This window comes from Nonomuraea sp. NPDC050540, assembly GCF_044457485.1.
Classification (GTDB): Bacteria; Actinomycetota; Actinomycetes; order Streptosporangiales; family Streptosporangiaceae; genus Nonomuraea.
In genome coordinates, this window is record NZ_JBITHA010000003.1 from 595677 (window position 1) to 611929 (window position 16253).

At 71.3% G+C, this 16253-nt stretch carries 21 protein-coding genes; 16 read left to right on the top strand and 5 right to left on the bottom strand.

Going from position 1 to position 16253, the window contains the following annotated elements; translation table 11 throughout:
- Window positions 1–40: 40 nt before the first annotated feature.
- The 10 genes from hisD to ACIBI5_RS13095 are packed head-to-tail and all read left to right on the top strand — an operon-like array spanning window position 41 to window position 6354.
- Window positions 41–1351, top strand: a complete 1311-nt coding sequence (gene hisD, locus ACIBI5_RS13050) for a histidinol dehydrogenase (RefSeq protein ID WP_397246260.1) — start codon at window positions 41–43, stop codon at window positions 1349–1351.
- Complete coding sequence (locus tag ACIBI5_RS13055) at window positions 1348–2418, top strand: histidinol-phosphate transaminase (RefSeq protein WP_397246262.1); 1071 nt, start codon at window positions 1348–1350, stop codon at window positions 2416–2418. The genes hisD and ACIBI5_RS13055 overlap by 4 nt, the downstream gene beginning before the upstream one ends.
- Window positions 2415–3008 (top strand): imidazoleglycerol-phosphate dehydratase HisB, encoded by a 594-nt coding sequence (gene hisB / locus ACIBI5_RS13060; RefSeq protein ID WP_397246264.1) that lies wholly within the window; start codon window positions 2415–2417, stop codon window positions 3006–3008. Before ACIBI5_RS13055 ends, hisB begins: the two co-directional genes overlap by 4 nt.
- Window positions 3005–3160 carry a hypothetical protein gene (locus tag ACIBI5_RS13065; protein ID WP_379624051.1) on the top strand — a complete coding sequence of 52 codons (156 nt, stop codon included), beginning with the start codon at window positions 3005–3007 and terminating at the stop codon, window positions 3158–3160. The genes hisB and ACIBI5_RS13065 overlap by 4 nt, the downstream gene beginning before the upstream one ends.
- The gene (gene hisH, locus ACIBI5_RS13070; protein WP_397246267.1) at window positions 3157–3786 is read left to right on the top strand and encodes an imidazole glycerol phosphate synthase subunit HisH; all 630 of its coding nucleotides are present in this window, start codon (window positions 3157–3159) and stop codon (window positions 3784–3786) included. Before ACIBI5_RS13065 ends, hisH begins: the two co-directional genes overlap by 4 nt.
- Before the next feature lie 7 nt (window positions 3787–3793).
- Window positions 3794–4123 (top strand): hypothetical protein, encoded by a 330-nt coding sequence (locus ACIBI5_RS13075; protein WP_397246269.1) that lies wholly within the window; start codon window positions 3794–3796, stop codon window positions 4121–4123.
- On the top strand, window positions 4124–4846 hold the full coding sequence (priA, locus tag ACIBI5_RS13080; protein WP_379630713.1) for a bifunctional 1-(5-phosphoribosyl)-5-((5-phosphoribosylamino)methylideneamino)imidazole-4-carboxamide isomerase/phosphoribosylanthranilate isomerase PriA: 723 nt from the start codon (window positions 4124–4126) through the stop codon (window positions 4844–4846).
- A gap of 34 nt (window positions 4847–4880) precedes the next feature.
- Window positions 4881–5270, top strand: a complete 390-nt coding sequence (locus ACIBI5_RS13085) for a Rid family hydrolase (RefSeq protein WP_397246783.1) — start codon at window positions 4881–4883, stop codon at window positions 5268–5270.
- On the top strand, window positions 5267–6031 hold the full coding sequence (gene hisF, locus ACIBI5_RS13090) for an imidazole glycerol phosphate synthase subunit HisF (protein ID WP_397246271.1): 765 nt from the start codon (window positions 5267–5269) through the stop codon (window positions 6029–6031). The genes ACIBI5_RS13085 and hisF overlap by 4 nt, the downstream gene beginning before the upstream one ends.
- 8 nt (window positions 6032–6039) lie before the next feature.
- Entirely contained in the window at window positions 6040–6354 is a 315-nt protein-coding gene (locus ACIBI5_RS13095) for a nuclear transport factor 2 family protein (RefSeq protein WP_397246274.1), read from the top strand.
- Window positions 6355–6434: 80 nt separating this feature from the next.
- On the opposite strand, the gene ACIBI5_RS13100 is transcribed toward ACIBI5_RS13095, so the two are convergent.
- From ACIBI5_RS13100 to ACIBI5_RS13115, 4 genes are all read right to left on the bottom strand, one after another.
- On the bottom strand, window positions 6435–7793 hold the full coding sequence (locus tag ACIBI5_RS13100; protein ID WP_397246277.1) for a glutamine synthetase family protein: 1359 nt from the start codon (window positions 7791–7793) through the stop codon (window positions 6435–6437).
- A gap of 61 nt (window positions 7794–7854) precedes the next feature.
- Window positions 7855–8016, bottom strand: coding sequence for a hypothetical protein (locus ACIBI5_RS13105; RefSeq protein WP_184960810.1), 162 nt, complete (start codon window positions 8014–8016; stop codon window positions 7855–7857).
- A gap of 104 nt (window positions 8017–8120) precedes the next feature.
- Window positions 8121–8585, bottom strand: a complete 465-nt coding sequence (locus ACIBI5_RS13110; protein WP_397246279.1) for an ABA4-like family protein — start codon at window positions 8583–8585, stop codon at window positions 8121–8123.
- On the bottom strand, window positions 8582–9454 hold the full coding sequence (locus ACIBI5_RS13115; RefSeq protein ID WP_397246282.1) for a hypothetical protein: 873 nt from the start codon (window positions 9452–9454) through the stop codon (window positions 8582–8584). Before ACIBI5_RS13115 ends, ACIBI5_RS13110 begins: the two co-directional genes overlap by 4 nt.
- Before the next feature lie 92 nt (window positions 9455–9546).
- On the opposite strand from ACIBI5_RS13115, the gene ACIBI5_RS13120 reads away from it, so the two are divergent.
- Window positions 9547–10170 (top strand): MerR family transcriptional regulator, encoded by a 624-nt coding sequence (locus ACIBI5_RS13120; protein ID WP_397246284.1) that lies wholly within the window; start codon window positions 9547–9549, stop codon window positions 10168–10170.
- On the opposite strand, the gene ACIBI5_RS13125 is transcribed toward ACIBI5_RS13120, so the two are convergent.
- Window positions 10167–10796: a TIGR03085 family metal-binding protein gene (locus ACIBI5_RS13125; protein ID WP_397246286.1), complete on the bottom strand. Its 630-nt coding sequence runs from the start codon at window positions 10794–10796 to the stop codon at window positions 10167–10169. The genes ACIBI5_RS13120 and ACIBI5_RS13125 overlap by 4 nt on opposite strands.
- Before the next feature lie 116 nt (window positions 10797–10912).
- Here ACIBI5_RS13125 and ACIBI5_RS13130 point away from each other — a divergent pair, with 116 nt between their 5' ends.
- The 5 genes from ACIBI5_RS13130 to ACIBI5_RS13150 all read left to right on the top strand — a co-directional run bounded on the left by ACIBI5_RS13130 (window position 10913) and on the right by ACIBI5_RS13150 (window position 16201).
- On the top strand, window positions 10913–12694 hold the full coding sequence (locus ACIBI5_RS13130; RefSeq protein WP_397246785.1) for an ABC transporter ATP-binding protein: 1782 nt from the start codon (window positions 10913–10915) through the stop codon (window positions 12692–12694).
- The gene (locus ACIBI5_RS13135; protein ID WP_397246289.1) at window positions 12694–14463 is read left to right on the top strand and encodes an ABC transporter ATP-binding protein; all 1770 of its coding nucleotides are present in this window, start codon (window positions 12694–12696) and stop codon (window positions 14461–14463) included. The genes ACIBI5_RS13130 and ACIBI5_RS13135 overlap by 1 nt, the downstream gene beginning before the upstream one ends.
- Before the next feature lie 61 nt (window positions 14464–14524).
- Window positions 14525–14863 carry a phosphoribosyl-AMP cyclohydrolase gene (hisI, locus tag ACIBI5_RS13140; protein ID WP_397246292.1) on the top strand — a complete coding sequence of 113 codons (339 nt, stop codon included), beginning with the start codon at window positions 14525–14527 and terminating at the stop codon, window positions 14861–14863.
- Complete coding sequence (locus tag ACIBI5_RS13145) at window positions 14860–15417, top strand: Trp biosynthesis-associated membrane protein (RefSeq protein ID WP_397246294.1); 558 nt, start codon at window positions 14860–14862, stop codon at window positions 15415–15417. Before hisI ends, ACIBI5_RS13145 begins: the two co-directional genes overlap by 4 nt.
- Before the next feature lie 91 nt (window positions 15418–15508).
- On the top strand, window positions 15509–16201 hold the full coding sequence (locus ACIBI5_RS13150) for a DUF4190 domain-containing protein (RefSeq protein WP_397246296.1): 693 nt from the start codon (window positions 15509–15511) through the stop codon (window positions 16199–16201).
- The last annotated feature ends 52 nt before the right edge of the window (window positions 16202–16253 follow it).

Genomic DNA, 16253 nt, shown 5'->3' on the forward strand with positions numbered 1-16253 from the left:
GATACGGGGATGGGCTGCTGGACTCCGTAGACTAGGGAGGGTGATTTCCCGTATCGACATGCGCGGTTCCCTGCCGGAGAACCTGCGCGACGTGCTGCCCCGCGCCGAGCTCGACGTCGAGGCCGCCCTGGAGAAGGTGCGGCCCATCTGCGAGGACGTGCGCCATCGTGGGGCGGCGGCCGTACGGGAGCTGACCGCCAGGTTCGACGGTGTCGAGATCGCCTCCACGCGCGTGGCGAAGGAGGAGATCGACCGGGCCCTCGCCGAGCTCGACCCGAGGGTGCGGGCGGCGCTGGAGGAGTCGATCAGGCGGGCCAGGAAGGTCCACCGCGACCAGCGGCGCACCGACACGACCACCGAGGTGGTCCCGGGCGGCACGGTCACCGAGCGCTGGGTGCCGGTCGACCGGGTGGGGCTGTACGTGCCGGGCGGCCGGGCGGTCTATCCGTCGAGCGTGGTCATGAACGTGGTTCCCGCGCAGGAGGCAGGGGTGGCCTCGCTGGCGGTCACCAGCCCGGCGCAGCGTGACTTCGGCGGGCTGCCGCACCCGACGATCCTGGCGGCCTGCGCGCTGCTGGGCGTCGACGAGGTCTACAACGTGGGCGGCGCGCAGGCGGTGGCGATGTTCGCCTACGGCACCGAGGAGTGCGCGCCCGCGACGATGGTGACCGGTCCCGGCAACATCTGGGTGGCGGCGGCCAAGCGGCTGCTGAAGGGCCGCATCGGCATCGACTCCGAGGCGGGCCCGACCGAGATCGCGATCCTGGCCGACTCCACGGCCGACCCGGTGCACGTGGCCGCCGACCTGATCAGCCAGGCCGAGCACGACGTGATCGCCGCGGCCGTGCTGGTCACCGACAGCGTGGAGCTGGCCGAGGCGGTGGAGAAGGAGCTGCCTGGCCAGGTCGAGGCGACCAAGCACAGCGAGCGCATCGCCGAGGCGCTGGGCGGCCGGCAGTCGGGCATCGTGCTGGTGTCGGACGTCGAGGCCGGGCTGAAGGTGGTCGACGCCTACGCGGCCGAGCACCTGGAGATCCACACCGCCGACGCCGCCGCCGTGGCGGCGCGGGTGCGCAACGCGGGGGCCGTCTTCGTGGGCACGTACGCGCCGGTCTCGCTGGGCGACTACCTCGCCGGGTCCAACCACGTGCTGCCGACCGGCGGCTGCGCCTGTCACTCCAGTGGGCTGTCGGTGCAGTCGTTCCTGCGCGGCATCCACGTGGTCGACTACACCAGGCAGGCGCTGGCGGGCGCCGCCGCGCACGTGTCGGTGCTGGCCGACGCCGAAGACCTGCCCGCACACGGCGCGGCGATCCGCGCCCGTTTCGACTGGGAAGTGCCTAACCCGTGAGGCTGGAAGACCTGCCGCTGCGTGACGACCTCCGGGGCAAGACGCCGTACGGCGCGCCCCAGATCGACGTCCCGATCCGGCTCAACACCAACGAGAACCCCTATCCGCCCTCCAAGGCCCTGGTCGACGACCTGGCCGAGGAGGTGCGCAGGAGCGCCTCGACCCTCAACCGCTACCCGGACCGCGACGCCGTGGAGCTGCGCGCGGAGCTGGCCGGATATCTCGGCCACGGGCTGAGCGGCGAGCACGTGTGGGCGGCCAACGGCTCCAACGAGGTGCTCCAGCAGATCCTGCAGGCGTTCGGCGGCCACGGCCGCAGCGCGCTGGGCTTCGAGCCGTCCTACTCGATGCACCCGATCATCACCTCGGGCACGAGCACCGAGTGGGTCGACGGGACACGCGAGGAGGACTTCACGCTCGATCCGGGCAAGGCGGTGGCCGCGATCGAGGAGCACCGCCCCGACATCGTGTTCCTGACCTCGCCGAACAACCCGACGGGCACCTCGCTGCCGCTGTCGGCGATCCGGGCGGTGCTGGAGGCGGCGCCGGGCATGGTGGTCGTGGACGAGGCCTACGCCGAGTTCGCCCGCGAGGGCACGGCGTCGGCGCTGACGCTGCTGCCGGAGTTTCCCCGGCTGATCGTGACGCGGACGATGTCGAAGGCGTTCGCGATGGCCGGGACGCGGGTCGGGTATCTGGCCGCGCATCCGGTGGTGGTGCAGGCCTTGCTGCTGGTCCGCCTGCCGTACCACCTGTCGACGCTGACGCAGGCGGCGGCGCGTACGGCGCTGCGCCACCGCGAGGAGTTGCTCGGCGGGGTGGCGGCGCTGCGGCGCGAGCGTGATGCCACGGTGGCATGGCTGCGCGGTCAGGGGTTGACGGTCGCCGATTCGGACGCCAATTTCGTGTTGTTCGGACGGTTCGCAAATCGTGAGGCGGTGTGGCGGGGGCTCCTGGAGCGGGGAGTGCTCATCCGCGAGGTCGGGCCACCGGAGTGGCTGCGGGTCTCGATCGGCACCGGCGAGGAGATGGCGGCGTTCCGCGCCGCTCTGGAGGGAGTTCTGTGAGCCGTATCGGCCGCGTGGAGAGGGCCACCAAGGAGACGACGGTGCTGGTCGAGGTGGACCTCGACGGCACGGGTCAGGTCGAGGTGTCCACCGGGGTGGGTTTCTACGACCACATGCTCAACCAGCTGGGCAAGCACGGGTTGTTCGACCTGACCGTCAAGACCGAGGGAGACCTCCACATCGACTCCCACCACACGATCGAGGACACGGCGCTGGCTCTGGGCGCGGCGTTCCGGCAGGCGTTGGGCGACAAGTCGGGCATCCGGCGGTTCGGCAGTGCGTCGTGCCCGCTGGACGAGTCGCTGGCCAACGTCACGGTCGATCTGTCCGGCCGGCCGTACCTGGTGCACTCCGAGCCGGAGGGCATGGCGCCGATGATCGGCCCCGAGTACGACACGACGATGACCCGGCACATCCTGGAGTCGTTCGTGGCGCAGGCGGCGATCTGCCTGCACGTGCACGTCCCCTACGGCCGCAACGCCCACCACATCGTGGAGGCGCAGTTCAAGGCGCTGGCCCGCGCGCTGCGCGAGGCGAGCGAGCGTGACCCGCGCGCCAGCGGGGTGCCGTCCACCAAGGGTGTCCTATGAGCGAGAACATGATCGCTTATGCGATGGTGTTCATCGGGCTGTTCCTGTTCGGCGGGGTGTTCTCGCTGGTCAAGCAGGGGCTGAAGCTCGGTGCGGTGTTCTGCGCCCTCGGCGGCGTCATGGCGATCACGGCGGGGGTGCTGTGGTGGTGAGCAGGAACGTCGTGGTGCTCGACTACGGCTCCGGCAACCTGCGCTCCGCCGAGCGCGCGCTGGCCAGGACCGGTGCCCAGGTGACGGTGACCGCCGACTACGACACGGCGCTGAACGCCGAAGGGCTGGTCGTGCCCGGCGTGGGCGCGTTCGCGGCGTGCATGGCCGGGCTCAAGGGCGTGCGCGGTGACGAGATCGTCGGGCGCAGGCTCGCCGGCGGCCGTCCGGTGCTGGGCATCTGCGTCGGCATGCAGGTGCTGTTCGCGCGGGGTGTCGAGCACGGCGTGGAGACCGAGGGCTGCGGCGAGTGGCCGGGCACGGTCGAGCGGCTGGAGGCGCCGGTTCTGCCGCACATGGGCTGGAACACCGTCAAGGTGCCCGACGGCAGCGTGCTGTTCGCCGGGGTCGAGGAGGAGCGCTTCTACTTCGTGCACTCCTACGGCGTGCGCGAGTGGGAACTGGTGCCCGGAGACGGCTTCGGCCACCCGCTGGTCACCTGGGCCGAGCACGGCGTGCCGTTCGTGGCCGCCGTGGAGAACGGGCCGCTCATGGCCGCCCAGTTCCACCCGGAGAAGTCCGGGGACGCGGGAGCCGCCCTGCTGAAGAACTGGGTCGGCACCCTGTGAACACGCGGTGAGCAAGGAACGTGCGCGGCGGCGCGCCGTGCGCGAGGCCGAGCGCGCGCAGGCGATGCGGCGCAACGAGGTGCGGCAGGCGCGTGCGGCGCGCCGCCGTGCCCGCCTGCTGCGGCTGGTTCCCCGGCCGGTGCGCTTCGCCCGCCAGGGCGGGCTGCTGGCCCGCCGCCACCGCGTCCAGAACGCCGTCGTGGCCGGCGTCTTCCTGCTCGTGCAGCTGCTGGTGTGGCTGATCTGGCGGGCGCCGGCGGTGAGTTTCGGGGTGCTCGTCTTCTCGGTGTTGTTCGTCCCTGTCTTCGTGACCCTTGCCTTCAACCGGAGGATCTGAATGTCGCTTGTGTTGCTCCCGGCCGTGGACGTGGTGGACGGCCAGGCCGTACGCCTGGTCCAGGGTGAGGCGGGAACCGAAACCGGCTACGGCGACCCGCTCGCCGCCGCGCTGGCCTGGCAGGAGGCGGGCGCGGAGTGGATCCACCTGGTGGATCTCGACGCCGCCTTCGGCCGGGGCAGCAACCACGCGCAGATCGCCGAGGTCATCGCCCGGCTGGAGGTGAACGTGGAGCTGTCCGGCGGCATCCGCGACGACGACTCGCTGACGGCTGCGCTGGCCACCGGCTGCCGCCGGGTCAACATCGGCACCGCGGCGCTGGAGAACCCGGAGTGGTGCCGGAAGATCATCGCCGAGCACGGCGACAAGATCGCGGTCGGCCTTGACGTGCGCGGCACCACGATCGCCACCCGGGGCTGGACGCACGAGGCCGGCGACCTGTGGCAGACGCTCGAACGGCTGGAGGCCGACGGCTGCCCGCGTTACGTGGTCACCGACGTGACCAAGGACGGCACGCTGCGCGGCCCGAACCTGGAGCTGCTGCGCGAGTTCTGCTCGCGCACCGAGCGGCCGGTCGTGGCCAGCGGCGGCGTCTCCAGCCTCGATGACCTGGTGGCGTTGTCCGGCCTGGTGGCGCAGGGTCTGGAGGGCGCCATCGTGGGCAGGGCGCTCTACGCTCGGGCGTTCACGCTGGAGAACGCGCTGGATGCGGTCCGCGTTTAGTTCGTTGGGAGGGGGCGTGATGGGCAGCGTGAGCATGGAAAGAACCGGGACGAGGGTGTTCTCGGGCGGAGTCTGGGAGGAGCGCTACGGCTACGCGAGAGCCGTCGTCGTAGGCGACCGGGTGGTCGTCTCCGGCTGCACGGCCACCGTCGACGGCGAGGTCCAGCACGTCGGCGATCCCTACTGGCAGAGCATGACGGCGATGGGCATCGCCCTGGAGGCGGTCGAGGCGGGCGGGCTGACCCGCGACGACGTCGTCATGGTCCGGTACTACGTCGTCGAGCATCGCCACTTCGACCAGGTCGGATCCGCGATCGCCGAGGTGTTCGGCCGGGTGCGGCCGGCGTGCACGGGCGTGCGGGTGGCCGGTCTGGTCGACCCGCGGATGCTGATCGAGATCGAGATCGAGGCGCAGAGAGCATGACGGTCGCGGTACGAGTCATCCCGTGTCTGGACGTGGACGCGGGACGCGTGGTCAAGGGCGTCAACTTCGAGAACCTGCGCGACGCGGGCGACCCTGTCGAGCTGGCGCGGCGCTACGACGCGGAGGGCGCCGACGAGCTCACCTTCCTCGACATCACCGCCTCCTCGGGTGAGCGGGAGACGATGCTCGACGTGGTCCGCAGGACCGCCGAGCAGGTGTTCATCCCGCTGACCGTGGGTGGCGGCATCCGCGCGGTCGAGGACGTCAACCGGCTGCTGCGGGCGGGCGCGGACAAGGTGTCGCTGAACACCGCCGCCATCGCCCGTCCCGAACTGCTGACGGAGTGCTCGCGCCGCTTCGGCGCGCAGTGCGTGGTGCTGTCGGTGGACGCGCGGCGTGCTCCCGGTACGGCCAGCGGCTTCGAGGTCACCACCCACGGCGGCCGCAAGGGCACCGGGATCGACGCCGTCGAGTGGGCGGCCCGCGGCGAGGAACTGGGCGTGGGCGAGATCCTGCTCAACTCGATGGACGGCGACGGCACCCTGGACGGCTACGACCTGGAGATGATCCGGGCCGTGCGAGCCGCGGTCCGGGTCCCGGTGATCGCCAGCGGCGGCGCGGGCCGGCTGGAGCACTTCCCTCCGGCGGTCGCGGAGGGCGCCGACGCGGTGCTGGCGGCCTCGGTGTTCCACTTCGGCACGCTGAAGATCTCCGAGGTCAAGGACACTCTCCGGGCGGCGGGATACCCCGTCCGGGGATAAAGGGCGGTATGACCGCTAACAATCCGGTGGTGGCGGCGTTCGTCGCCGCCATCAACGAAGGCGACAGGGCGGCGTTCGAGGCCCTTCTGGCCCCGGACGCCACCATGTCCGACGACGGCTCCGAGCGCGACCTCGGCCAGTGGACCGAGCGGGAGATCTTCTCGGCCGCGGGCCGTTTCACCGTCGAGTCGCAGGAGCCGGACGGGCTGTCGATGCTCGCCCGGTTCCGCAACGACACGTGGGGCGAGATGAAGACCCGCTGGCGCTTCGTCCTCACCCCGGACGGCTCGAAGATCCAGCGCTTCGAGACCGGACAGGCCTAGAGAGCACGCGCGGGTCCGGAGGACCCGCTTGTGGCGCGAAGGTACATGCGGGGCCGAAACCCGCTTGAAGGCGTGCGGGTCTAGAAGGCTCGCATGTGGTTGTAGAGCTCGAAGGCGGCGTCGTGTTCGCCGAACGCCGCCGCCTCCGAGCGCTTGACCGTCAGGTACGCGCGGGCGCGCAGTTCGCCCAGGGCGGTCATCAGCACCTGGTCGGCCTCCAGCGCGTCCAGCGCCTCGGTCAGCGAGGCGGGCAGGCGCGGGTAGCGGCCCGGCTCGGTGTCGGGGTCGACGGTGACCGGCTCGCCCGGGTCGAGCTTGCGGCGGATGCCGTCCAGTCCGGCGTGGATGACCGCGCCCAGCGACAGGTACGGATTGGCCGAGGAGTCCGAGGGCTTCAGCTCCAGGTTGGTCTCGCCGCCGGCGCCCAGCGGGGAGCACACGCGGACCGCCGCCTCGCGGTTGTCCGGGCCGTGGACGGCGTAGCCGCTCGACCACATGCGCGGGCCCAGGCGGCGGAAGCTGTTGACGCTGCCGCAGGTGAGCGCGGTCAGGGCGGGCAGGTGGGCGAGCAGGCCGCCGACGAACCAGCCGCGCACGTCGTCGTCGGCGAAGAGGTTGCGGCCCTCGCGCCACAGCGACAGGTGCAGGTGGGCGCCGTTTCCGGCCTGTTCGGCCAGGGGTTTCGGGGCCAGGGAGGCCCACATGCCCATGCGGACGGCCACGCCGCGCACGGTCTCGCGGTAGATGACGTGGTTGTCGGCCGCGCGCAGGGCGGGAGCGTGGCGGACGGACAGTTCTTGCTGGCCGGGGCCGAGCTCCGGGTGGTAGTGCTCGACCTGGAGCCCCTGCTTCTCGAGGGCGTGGATCAGGCGCATCGTGTAGTCGTGGGCGGTGTCGAAGCCGGTGGCGGCGTAGCAGAGCGTGTCGTCGAGGGGGACGAGCCGGTCGGGTCCGCCGCCGGGGCCGGGCTGGCGGTGGCCGAGCGTGAACTCCGGCTCGAAGGCGGCCACCAGCGTGTAGCCCGCACGGTCGAGGGTGGCCACGGCGTCCTTGAGAAAGGTGCGCGGGCAGGCGTCCCACGGACTGCCGTCGGCCTGGCGCTGGTCCGCCATCATCGCGGCGGCGCCGGGCGCGTAAGGCAGCGGCACGAAGGTCGCGGGGTCAGGCACGAGCCTGACCTCGCCGACGGGTCCCAGCTGCTCGACCTCCTGGAGCTGGTCGAGCATGTTCATCGCCATCATGGCCACCGTGTGCCCGATTCCCGTTTCCAGCCGCTCGGCCAGCAGTGACCGCGACGCCGCCTTGCCACGGATGACGCCTCCATGGTCGGCGTAGAGGAACCGGATCAGCTCGATCCCATCGATCTCCGCGCGTTCCAGAATGCGGTTGACGGCGGGATCAGGCTGATGGACCCTGGTGACGCTCTGACGATCTTCCATCCTGTCTGCGTAGCACGAACCGGCAGCTCAAGGAAGCGACTTCCGCAGACGAAGACGTTTCTCAGTTCAGAACGTTGGTGAAGAACACGGCCAGTTGGTTCGCTCCATTGACGATTCCGTCGAACACGCCGTTCACGGCGGCGGCGGCTTGGGCCGGCCGGGTGAACAAGTAGAAGATCACGAACGCCACCGCGACGTATGTGACCACCTTCTTGACCTGCATGGGGGGCCTCCTGCAGTCCATTCCCAGCCGTATATACCCGGATCTGGGCGATCACTGGCATCTTCTGTGAAGATGTTCTTGATCATAACCGGGGGGCGTCTTTCCTACGTCATGGTACGGGCTTTGTCGCCCCGGGGTGCGCCTGCCACGCCGTAATTCCGAGTCGTGAGACGGAGTCCCAGGTAGAGGGGCAGGGCGATGGGGGAGAGCAGGATCGTGAGGAACAGCACCGGGGCCATCAGCAGGGGGTGCAGGCCCCGTTCGCGGCTGTCGAGATAGATCCAGCGGCCCACGAAAAGATCCCAGGCGATGATCTGGGCCCACAGCGCGGCCAGCGCCTCCGGCGAGGCGACCAGGGCCTGGAGCCCGGCCAGGGTGGGCCGTGTCACCACGGGCCAGAACGCGCCCAGCAGGGGCAGCAGCAGGACCAGGTTGACCGCCACCGCGGGCAGGACGATCAGGGGCGAGGCCGCCACCGCCCGGGTCACCCGCCACGCCGGCGCCACGATCATCAGGGCCCAGAACGGCGCGGCCGCCACGAAGCTGAGCGTGAACAGGGTCTCGGTCATCGGGAGTTCTCCAGGGTGGGCAGGCGCAGCGAGGCGAGGGCGGCGGACAGGACGGCCACGGCCAGGGCGGCGGCGACGGCCAGGGTGAGGGCGTCGGGGCTGACGATCGACTGGCCGCGCAGCGCCTGCCAGGTCAGCAGCGCCAGCAGGGCCGTGTAGCCGGCGCCGCCGACGGCGATCAGGCGCAGCCGTACCGTGTCGTGGAGTTTGCGGGTCAGGGGCGCGAGCAGGGGGAGGATCTGCAGGGCGTGCATGCCGACGAAATGGGGCACGCGCAGGTCGCCGGCCAGGGTGTTCCAGCCGAGCACGGGCAGGCCGGCGCCGCCGTCGGCCATGCCGACGCTGTGGGCGCCCATGAGGTTGCCCTCCTGGTCCTCGCCGGGGAACGCCATCAGGCCGCCCAGTGCCAGGCCGATCGTGGAGACGATCAGGCCGGCGCCGATCGCCCAGGCCAGCGGCCGGTCGGAGGGGCGATCGAGCAGGACCGCGACGGCGGCGGCGATGTTGGCCAGCAGGAGTACGGCGATGGTGACGCCCATGCCGACCCACAGGGTGAAGTCGAGCGGGGTGGCGACGTTGAAGTGGCTGTGCGTGACCCGGGACGCCTGCACGACGATGACCGCCACCTCGGCGGCGCCGGTGACGGCCAGGATCGTCCCGGCCCGGTGGCCCCAGCGGCCCTTGCCCTTCCGTAAGGACAGGAGCCAGGCCCAGGTGAAGGAGTAGATGGTGAAGGAGACGGCGAACTTCAGCGGCTTGGCCCACAGGGGCATGCCGTCGAGCGTGCGGTCGTCGATGAGCAGGGCGGCGCCGGTGACGAGCGAGAGCGCGGCCATCGCCAGGCCGAAGATCACGAGTGGGCGGTGCATGGAAGGTCCCCCGGTGCGAGTGGATAGTGATGCTTTCTACTATCTATAGCTAAGCTATCCAACATTGGCAAGGGGAGGATAGAGACGTGCGGATGGCAGAGCTGAGCGAGACGGCCGGGGTCCCCGTGGCGACGATCAAGTACTACATGCGGGAGGGGCTGCTGGAGCCCGGCCGTCCGGTCGGCCGTAACCAGGCCGAATACGGGCCGGCGCACGTCAAGCGGCTACGCCTGGTGCGCGCGCTCGTCGAGTACGGCGGGCTCGGCATCGCCGCCATCCGCGACCTCGCCGCCCACCTCGACAACCCGCGCGTCGCCCTGTTCGACCTGATGGGGGAGGCGCAGAAGACCGTCACCACCCACGACAACCCCCGCCCGGGACCTCATCGCGACAAGGCGGAGCGGATCGTGGCCGAATTGCTGGAGCGCAAGGGGTGGCAGGACGCCGGCGGCAACCCCGCCATCGGCACCCTGGTGGGCGTGCTGGCCGCGCTGGACGAACTCGGCCGCCAGGACATGGTGGCCGCGCTCGGCGACTACGCCGACGCCGCCGAGCGCATCGCCGAGGTGGACATGCGGGTGATGGGCGACGTCGAGGACCGCGAGCAGGCGGTCGAGATCGTCGCGCTCGGCACCCGCCTGGGCGACGCCATCGTGGGCGCCCTGCGGCGGGTGGCCCAGGAGCACATGTCGTCCAAGAAGGCCCCGGACTCCTAGACGCCCAGGGAGGCGTTGAGGAGGCGGGCCACGGCGTCCTCGTCGCCGGTGAGGTCCACGCGGGCGTGCTGCTGGCGGCCGAAGCAGAACAACAGCAGGTCGCCCGCCCGCCCGGTCACCTCGACCTTGGGCCCTTCCTGCGCCCCGCCCAGCGCGACGCCCCCGCCCAGCCGGTGCAGCACCACGCCCACGGGCGACTTGCGCAGCATGAGGCGGGCCCCCATGGCCAGCCGCTTCCAGATGAGGCGCTCGAAGTCGTCGGACAGCGGGCGCGGCTCCCATCCGGGCCGGGCCCGCCGGACGTCCTCGTGATGGACGAAGAACTCCAGCGTGTTGACCGCCTCGTCCAGGAACGGCAGCAGCCCGTAGAAGCCGCCGGGTTTGCGGACCATCCCGACCAGCTCGGGGAAGGGGTGCTTGGCCTTCAGCCCGTTCTGCACCGAGGCGGTGTGTCCGGCCAGCGGCCTGAGCGCGATGCCGGCCGCGGCGTCCGGGCGGCGTTCCCGCAGAACCAGGTGCGCGGCCAGGTCGTAGGTCGTCCACCCGGTGCACAGGGTGGGCGCGTCGGGGCCGGTCTGGTCGAGCAGATCGCAGATCGCGGAGCGTTCGGCACGGGCGTGAGTCACGAGGCCCAGCCTACCTGTGGGAATAACGGGGTGATCAGCCGTGATAGTCACTATGTAGAAATATCCCCGTTGGGAAGGAATCCCCCCGAGTGGCGAGCAAGGTCACCTCGGCCGTGATGCGTCAAGGACTGGGCGTCCTTGGGGTGGCCATCCGCACGGAGAAGGCGGTGTTCGCGATCGCCGTGCTGGCCAGCGGCCTGTACGGCGGCATGACCGTGGCCTCGGCGTGGGCCCTGGGCTGGGCGACGGAGAACGCCGTCCTGCCCGCCTTCGAGAAGGGCGACATCACCTCAGGGGTGCTCTGGTCGGCCACCCTGCTGATCATGGGCACCGCGCTGCTCAAGTCGATCGGCGTGGCGGGCCGGCGCATCTTCGCCGGTGTCGTCCAGTACCGCATGCAGGCGCGCTCGCGCCGCGACGTCACCAAGCAGTACCTGCGGCTGCCGCTGTCCTGGCATCACCAGCACCCCACCGGCCAGCTGCTGTCGAACGCCAGCGCCGACGCCGAGGCGGCCTGGGCGCCGCTGGCCCCGCTGCCGATGGCGGTGGGCGTGATCGTCATGCTGTTCACGGCCGCGATCGCCATGCTGTTCACCGACCCGGCCCTGGCGCTGGTCGGTTTCCTTATTTTTCCGGCGATAGCCGTACTGAATCTGATTTATCAGCGCAAGCTCAGCCCGCTCGCGACCCGCGCCCAGCAACTGCGCGCCGAGGTCAGCGAGATCGCGCACGAGAGCTTCGACGGCGCCCTCGTCGTCAAGACGCTCGGCCGCGAGGCGCTGGAGACCGAGCGCTTCCAGCGGCGCGCGCACGAGCTGCGCGACGCCAACATCGCGGTCGGGCGGGTGCGCGGCCTGTTCGACCCCATGCTGGAGGCGCTGCCGACGCTCGGCGTGCTCGTCGTGCTGGCCGTGGGCGCGATGCGGCTGTCGTCCGGCTCGATCAACTCGGGTGAGCTGGTGCAGGTGGCCTACCTGTTCACGTTGCTGTCCTTCCCGATCAGGGCGCTCGGCTGGGTGCTGGCGGAACTGCCCCGCAGCGTGGTCGGCTGGACGCGGGTGCAGGCCGTGCTCGACGCGAGCGGTTCCATGGAGTACGGCTCCGCCGAACCCGCCGGCACGCGGCCCGCCTCCCTCCAGGTCGACGACGTCTCCTACGCCTACGGCGACAGCGAGGTGCTGCACGGGGTGAGCTTCGACGTGGCGGCCGGCCGTACCGTGGCGCTGGTGGGACCCACCGGGTCGGGCAAGTCCACGCTCACCCAGCTGCTGGTGCGGCTGGTGGACCCGGGCGACGGCGCGGTCAGGCTCGACGGCGAGGACCTGCGCGAGCTCGCCTACGGCGCGATCGCCCGCTCGGCGGCGCTGGTGCCGCAGCAGACGTTCCTGTTCGACGACACCGTGCGCGGCAACGTCGCACTCGGCCTGGAGGTCACCGACGAGGAGGTGTGGGCGGCGCTGCGGCTGGCGCAGGCGGACGGCTTCGTCGCGCGGCTGCCGGACGGCCTGGAGACCCGCGTCGGCGAGCGCGGCACCACCCTCTCCGGCGGCCAGCGCCAGCGGATCGCGCTGGCCCGCGCGATCGTGCGCGGGCCGCGCCTGCTGATTCTCGACGACGCGACCTCCAGCGTGGACCCGCAGGTCGAGGCCAAGATCCTGTACGGCCTGCGCGACTCCGCCGAGTCCTCCACCACCGTCGTGGTCGCCTACCGGATGGCCACGATCGCCCTGGCCGACGAGGTGGTCTTCCTGGAGCGCGGTCGCGTCGGGGACCGGGGCACCCACGAGGAGCTCCTGGCCCGCAGCGAGGGCTATCGCAACCTCGTGACCGCCTACGAGCGCGAGGAGTCCGAGCGCGCGGCGATCGAAGCCGGCGAACAAGAAGGGGTGAGCGCCTGATGGCTCTGCGGGGAGTGGAGCGCACGGCGCTGGCCACGGTACGGCGGGGGCTGTCCCTGACGCCCGAGTTCCGCAACGGCCTGATCGGCACGATGGCCCTGGCCGTCGTCGCCACCGTCGGCAAGATCATCGTGCCGATCGCGGTGCAGCAGACGATCGACACCGGCCTCAAGGGCGGCAAGCCCGATCTTTCGTACATCTTCGGGGCGGTGGCGCTGTGCGCCGTCGCGGTCATCCTGACGGCCCTGGCCGGCTACCTGATGAACGTCCGCCTCTACAAGTCCACCGAGTCGTCCCTGGCGACGCTGCGCGTACGCGGGTTCCGGCACGTGCACGACCTGTCGGTCCTCACCCAGAACACCGAACGCCGCGGCGCCCTGGTCTCCCGCGTCACCAACGACGTCGACCAGATCAGCACCTTCATGCAGTGGGGCGGCCTGATGATCATCGTGGCGCTCGGGCAGCTGCTCGTGGCCACGGTGCTCATGTTCATCTACTCCTGGCAGCTCACCCTCCTGGTGTGGATCTGCTTCATCCCGCTGATGATCGCCCTGCCGCGCTTCCAGCGGCTGCTGTCGCGGGCGTACACCGTCGTGCGCGAACGCACCGGCGACATGCTCGCCGCCGTCAGCGAGTCCGTGGTCGGCGCCGCCGTGATCCGCGCCCACGCCGCCGAGAACCGCACCGCCGAGCGTGTCGACACCAGCGTGGACGCCAACCGCTCCGCCCAGATCCGGGCCCAGACGATCGTCGGATTCGTCTTCCCGCTGACGGAGATCGTCGCCGCCCTGGCCATCGCCGGGATCGTCCTGCTCGGCGTCCAGCTCGGCCTGTCCGGCGGCATCTCGGCCGGCAAGCTCGTCGCCTTCCTGTTCCTCGTCACCCTGTTCGTCTCGCCGCTCCAGATCGCCACCGAGGTGCTCAACGAGGCCCAGAACGCCGTCGCCGGCTGGCGGCGTATCCTCGGCGTCCTCGACACCCCGCCCGACGTGGCCGACCCGGGCGAGAAGGGCGCGGAGCTGCCCCGCGGCCCCATCTCCGTCAAGTTCGAAGACGTGCACTTCGCCTACCCCGGCGGCGAGCCCGTCCTGCGCGAGGTCACCGTGGAGATCCCGCCGCGCTCGCGCGTGGCGATCGTGGGGGAGACCGGCTCGGGCAAGACGACGTTCGCCAAGCTCCTGACCCGCCTCATGGACCCCGCCGCGGGCCGCGTCACCATCGACGGCCACGACCTGCGCGACATCCGCTTCTCGTCGTTGCGCGAGCGCATCGTGATGGTGCCGCAGGACGGCTTCCTGTTCGACGGCACACTCGCCGACAACATCCGGTACGGCCGGCCGTCCGCGACCGACGCCGAGATCGCCCTCGCGCTGACCGAGCTCGGCCTGGCCGACTGGGTGGACGGCCTGCCCGCCGCCCTCGACACCCCGGTCGGGCAGCGCGGCGAGTCGCTGTCGGCCGGCGAACGCCAGCTCGTCGCCCTCGCCCGCGCCTATCTCGCCGACCCCGACCTCCTCCTGCTCGACGAGGCCACCTCCGCCGTCGACCCCGCCACCGAGGTACGGCTGGCCCGCGCCCTGGAGGGCGTCACCAGGGGCCGCACGGCCATCTCCATCGCCCACCGGCTGTCCACGGCGGAGAACGCGGACGAGGTGCTGGTGTTCGACGGGGGCCGGCTGGTGCAGAGGGGCGCGCACGACGACCTGGTCGGCGAGGAGGGCGTCTACGCCGGCCTCCACGCCTCCTGGATCTCCGCCGCCCACTCCTGACCCGGCGCGGGAGGCGGGGAGCGGGGGAAGAAGCAGGGGGCGGGGCTGGTTGAATGGCGGCATGTCCCTGGAACCCGACATCGCCGCGCGCCTCAAGCGCGGCTCCGACGGGCTGGTGCCCGCGATCGTCCAGCAGTACGACTCCGGCGAGGTGCTCATGCTCGCCTGGATGGACGACGAGGCGCTGCATCGCACGCTCACCACCGGCCGCGCCACCTACTGGTCGCGCAGCCGGCGGGAGTACTGGGTGAAGGGGAACACCTCCGGCCACGTCCAGCACGTGAAGGCGGTCGCGCTCGACTGCGACGGTGACACGGTCCTGCTCAAGGTAGACCAGGTGGGCGCCGCCTGCCACACGGGCGACCGCACCTGCTTCGACGCGGACGCGCTGCTGCCGTGAACAGGGAGACGTGGGTCTGGGCGGCGGCCACCGCGGCGGGCAGCCTGCTGGTGCTGCTGGCGGCGGGCCGCGTCTGGGTGCGCGCCGCGGGCACGGCCACGGGAACGGGCGGGGTCACCGCCGCCGGGACGGGCGGCGACCTGAGCGGCGGCCTGACCGCGGTGGGGCTGGCGGCGCTGGCCGGTGTGGTGGCGGTGCTGGCGACCAAGGGAGTGATGCGCCGCGTGGTGGGCGCGCTGCTGGGGTTGTGCGGCGCGGGCCTCGGATGGATCACGTTCTCGGCGCTGTCGCCGGGGTCGATCGCCGGGTGGGCCCGGAACGTCCCGGCGCTTCATGGGGTGACGGATCCGGCGTACACGATCGAGATGGCCTGGCCGGTGGTGGCGGGCGTCGGCGCGGCGCTGGTGCTGGTGGGGGGCGTGATGGCGGTGGTACGCGGCGGGCGCTGGACGGCCATGTCCGCCCGCTACGAGCGGCGGCCGGCGGGGCAGCGGCCTGCGGACGACCGTTCGATGTGGGACGCTCTGGACAGAGGCGACGATCCCACGAGCTGAGTCCCGAAATATCCGGGGCTCTCGGGTGTTGATCGAGGTTCCTGACCTACGCTTCCGTGCAAGGGGCCACGATGACGAAGGGCGCGGCAGCATGACCTACGGCAACCAGGACGGCAGCGGCGGTTACGGCGCGCAGCCGCCCGGCGGGGGATACGGCCAGCAGCCGGGCAGCGGCGGCGGCTACGAGCAGCAGCCCGGCAGCGGCGGCGGCTACGGCCAACAGCCCGGCAGCGGCGGTGGCTACGGCCAGCAGCCGGGTAGTGGTGGCGGTTACGGCCAACAGCCGGGTAGTGGCGGTGGCTACGGCCAGCAGCCCGGCAGCGGTGGCGGTTACGGCCAGCCCCAGCCGGGCAGCGGCGGTTACGGCCAGCCGGATCCCTACGCGCAGCAACAGCCCGGCTACGGCTACGGCCAGCCCTCAGGCGGCTACGGCCAGGCCCAGGAGGCCTACGCCCAGCAGCCCGTCTACGCCCAGCCCGCCTACGGCCAGCCGGCCGCCTACGGCAAACCTCCGGGCCAGACGAACGGCATGGCCATCACCTCGCTGATCCTCGGCATCGTCGGCCTGTTCCTGTGCGGCCTGACCAGCATCCCGGGCGCGATCTGCGGCCACGTCGCGCTGGCCCAGGTGAAGCGCAACGGCGGTGAGGGGCACGGTCTGGCCGTGGCCGGACTGATCACCTCCTACCTGACGATCGTGGCATGGGTGATCGGCTGGCTGGTGTTCGGCGGCTTCATCCTGGCGATGTTCGGACTGGCGAGCGCGGCGGGCACGAGCTACTGACATCGTCCTTGCGGTCAGGTCACAAATCATCCTAATGACGGATAATTCCCCA

Coding starts and splice junctions, on each gene's coding strand:
- ACIBI5_RS13065 (WP_379624051.1), top strand. CDS start 3,005: ATGAGCGAGAACATGATCGCTTATGCGATGGTGTTCATCGGGCTGTTC.
- ACIBI5_RS13150 (WP_397246296.1), top strand. CDS start 15,509: ATGACCTACGGCAACCAGGACGGCAGCGGCGGTTACGGCGCGCAGCCG.
- ACIBI5_RS13105 (WP_184960810.1), bottom strand. CDS start 8,016: ATGCAGGTCAAGAAGGTGGTCACATACGTCGCGGTGGCGTTCGTGATC.
- ACIBI5_RS13095 (WP_397246274.1), top strand. CDS start 6,040: ATGACCGCTAACAATCCGGTGGTGGCGGCGTTCGTCGCCGCCATCAAC.
- ACIBI5_RS13110 (WP_397246279.1), bottom strand. CDS start 8,585: ATGACCGAGACCCTGTTCACGCTCAGCTTCGTGGCGGCCGCGCCGTTC.
- priA (WP_379630713.1), top strand. CDS start 4,124: ATGTCGCTTGTGTTGCTCCCGGCCGTGGACGTGGTGGACGGCCAGGCC.
- ACIBI5_RS13130 (WP_397246785.1), top strand. CDS start 10,913: ATGCGTCAAGGACTGGGCGTCCTTGGGGTGGCCATCCGCACGGAGAAG.
- hisF (WP_397246271.1), top strand. CDS start 5,267: ATGACGGTCGCGGTACGAGTCATCCCGTGTCTGGACGTGGACGCGGGA.
- ACIBI5_RS13120 (WP_397246284.1), top strand. CDS start 9,547: ATGGCAGAGCTGAGCGAGACGGCCGGGGTCCCCGTGGCGACGATCAAG.
- ACIBI5_RS13100 (WP_397246277.1), bottom strand. CDS start 7,793: ATGGAAGATCGTCAGAGCGTCACCAGGGTCCATCAGCCTGATCCCGCC.
- hisI (WP_397246292.1), top strand. CDS start 14,525: ATGTCCCTGGAACCCGACATCGCCGCGCGCCTCAAGCGCGGCTCCGAC.
- ACIBI5_RS13085 (WP_397246783.1), top strand. CDS start 4,881: ATGGAAAGAACCGGGACGAGGGTGTTCTCGGGCGGAGTCTGGGAGGAG.
- ACIBI5_RS13135 (WP_397246289.1), top strand. CDS start 12,694: ATGGCTCTGCGGGGAGTGGAGCGCACGGCGCTGGCCACGGTACGGCGG.
- ACIBI5_RS13115 (WP_397246282.1), bottom strand. CDS start 9,454: ATGCACCGCCCACTCGTGATCTTCGGCCTGGCGATGGCCGCGCTCTCG.